This is a genomic window from Bradyrhizobium sp. (assembly GCF_016462955.1).
Classification (GTDB): Bacteria; Pseudomonadota; Alphaproteobacteria; order Rhizobiales; family Xanthobacteraceae; genus Bradyrhizobium.
In genome coordinates, this window is the sequence record NZ_JAEMSD010000742.1 from 1 (window position 1) to 2,524 (window position 2,524).

General features: G+C 66.1%; 2 protein-coding genes and 1 pseudogene. 2 read left to right on the plus strand and 1 reads right to left on the minus strand.

The genetic code is table 11. The features are described 5' to 3' along the window. Both JHD07_RS37690 and JHD07_RS37695 read left to right on the plus strand, forming a co-directional pair. A pseudogene (locus JHD07_RS37690) lies at positions 1-178 on the plus strand (ABC transporter permease); the annotation flags it as partial. Positions 179-182: 4 nt separating this feature from the next. Beyond that, positions 183-1,820, plus strand: a complete 1,638-nt coding sequence (locus tag JHD07_RS37695) for an ABC transporter ATP-binding protein (RefSeq protein ID WP_291631419.1) — start codon at positions 183-185, stop codon at positions 1,818-1,820. Between the two features lie 104 nt (positions 1,821-1,924). Here the strand turns inward: JHD07_RS37695 and JHD07_RS37700 are convergent. Next, positions 1,925-2,524, minus strand: a 600-nt coding sequence (locus JHD07_RS37700; protein WP_291631421.1) for an NlpC/P60 family protein, incomplete at its 5' end; no start/stop codon positions are given.

The following is a 2,524-nucleotide window of genomic DNA, read 5'->3' on the forward strand; positions in this document are numbered from 1 at the left end:
CGGCCTGCCCCCGGGATCGCCCTCGCTCGGCGAGTTGCTGTCGCAAGCCAAGGCCAATGTGCAGGCGCCCTGGCTCGGCTTCTCCGGATTCTTCTCGGTCGCGATCATGCTGTCGCTGTTGATCTTCGTCGGCGAAGCGGTCCGCGACGCCTTCGATCCGCGCAAGACGTTCAGGTAAGCCGATGGACGCGATCAACCAGCCCCTGCTCAGCGTGCGCGACCTCTCGGTGGCCTTCCACCAGGGCGGCGCCACCACGCTCGCGGTCGACAAGGTCTCGTTCCAGATCAAGCGCGGAGAATGCCTCGCGCTGGTCGGTGAATCCGGCTCCGGCAAATCGGTCAGCGCACTCTCGATCCTGAAGCTGCTGCCTTATCCCAATGCCTCGCATCCCTCGGGCAGCATCCGCTTCAAGGGCCAGGAGCTGATCGACCGCTCCGAGCACGAAATGCGGGAGATCCGCGGCAGCGACATCTCCATCATCTTCCAGGAGCCGATGACCTCGCTCAATCCGCTGCACACGATCGAGGCGCAGATCGGCGAAATCATCCAGCTGCACAATCCGACCAGCAATGCGCAGGCGCGCAAGCGGACGCTGGAGCTCTTGACCCAGGTCGGCATTCCCGAGCCCGAGACGCGGCTGAGCAGCTATCCGCACCAACTCTCGGGCGGCCAGCGCCAGCGCGTGATGATCGCCATGGCGCTGGCCAACGAGCCGGACCTTCTGATCGCGGACGAGCCGACCACCGCGCTCGACGTGACCGTCCAGGCGCAGATCCTGGCGCTGCTCGCCGAGATCCGCTCCCGGCTCGGCATGAGCCTGCTCTTCATCACCCACGACCTCGGCATCGTGCGCCGCATCGCCGAAACCGTCTGCGTCATGAAGGGCGGCCAGATCGTCGAGCAGGGCCCGGTCGAGCAGGTCTTCACGACGCCGAAACACCCCTATACGCGCGACCTGCTCGCGGCGGAGCCGAAGCCCGACCCGGCGCCGCCACAGCCGAACGCGCCGGTGGTGATGTCGGCCAATGATCTGAAAGTGTGGTTTCCGATCAAGCGCGGCCTGATGCGCAAGACGGTCGGCCACATCAAGGCAGTCGACGGCGTCAGTGTCGCCGTGCGCAAGGGCGAGACGCTGGGCGTCGTCGGCGAATCCGGCTCGGGCAAGACCACGCTGGGCCTGGCGCTCCTGCGGCTGATCTCCTCGGACGGGCGCATCGTGTTCTTGGGGAAAGACATCCAGGGCCTGCGCTTCAAGGAGATGCGCCCCTTCCGGCGCGATATGCAGATCGTTTTTCAGGATCCGTTCGGCTCGCTCTCACCGCGCATGTCGGTGGTTGACATCATCGCCGAAGGTCTCTCTGTGCATCAGCCGGGACTGTCGCGCGAAGAACGCGAGACGCGCGTGGTCAAGGCACTGGAGGACGTCGGGCTCAATCCGGAGACGCGATTCCGCTACCCCCACGAATTCTCCGGCGGCCAGCGCCAGCGCATCTCGATCGCGCGCGCGATCGTGCTGGAGCCGGACTTCGTCGTGCTGGACGAGCCGACCAGCGCGCTCGACATGCTGTTTCAGGCGCAGATGGTCGACCTCTTGCGCGAGCTCCAGCGCAAGCGCGAGCTCACCTACATGTTCATCTCGCACGATCTGCGCGTCGTCGCCTCGCTCGCCAGCCATCTCATCGTCATGCGCGGCGGCAAGGTGGTCGAAGAGGGCCAGGCCGCCGAGCTGTTCAAGAGCCCGAAGACGGATTACACGCGCGCCCTGTTCGCCGCCGCGTTCCGGCTGGAGACGGCCGGCAACGGGGCGGCAGCGACGTAGCGTTCGTCATTCCGGGGCGCGCGTAGCGCGAACCCGGAATCCCGAGATTGTAGCGCGAGATTCCGGGTTCACGCGCGATGAGCGTGCCCCGGAATGAGTGGAAGTTACAGCCGCTTGATCGCGACGACCTCGCTGCCGGCCGCCTTGATCCGCGCGACGGCCGGCTCGATTGGTTCGATCACAGTTGCCATGTGATGCGCGTTGGCGTGCACCATGGTGCTGCCATCGCGAACGACCGCCACGTGTCCCTTCCAGAAGATCAGATCGCCGCGCAGCAAGCCGCCTCGCTCGTGCGGCTCCAGCGCGCGGCCGAGACCGGCGAGCTGCATGTCGCTGTCACGCGGGCAGCCGATCCCGGCGGATGTCAGCGAGACCTGCACCAGGCCCGAGCAGTCGATACCGAGGCTGCTCTTGCCGCCCCATAGATAGGGCGTTCCGACGAAGTGCTCGGCGACGGCGACGAAATCGGGCTCGCGGTGGTCGAGCGAGACGAGATGCGTCTTCGGCAAGAACGTTCCTTCGCGCGTCGTCGCGAAGGGCCCTTCCTCGCGCACGATCGTGAGCCTCGAGCCCAGCACGAGCGTGGCTGCAGGTGGTAATTTGATCGAAGGGCCGGGGAAGGCGAAGGTGCGAAGTGCGCTGACCTTGTGTGTCGGTCCGGCTGTGGGTTTCACCAGCGCCGCATCGGGCAGCCAGCCGACATA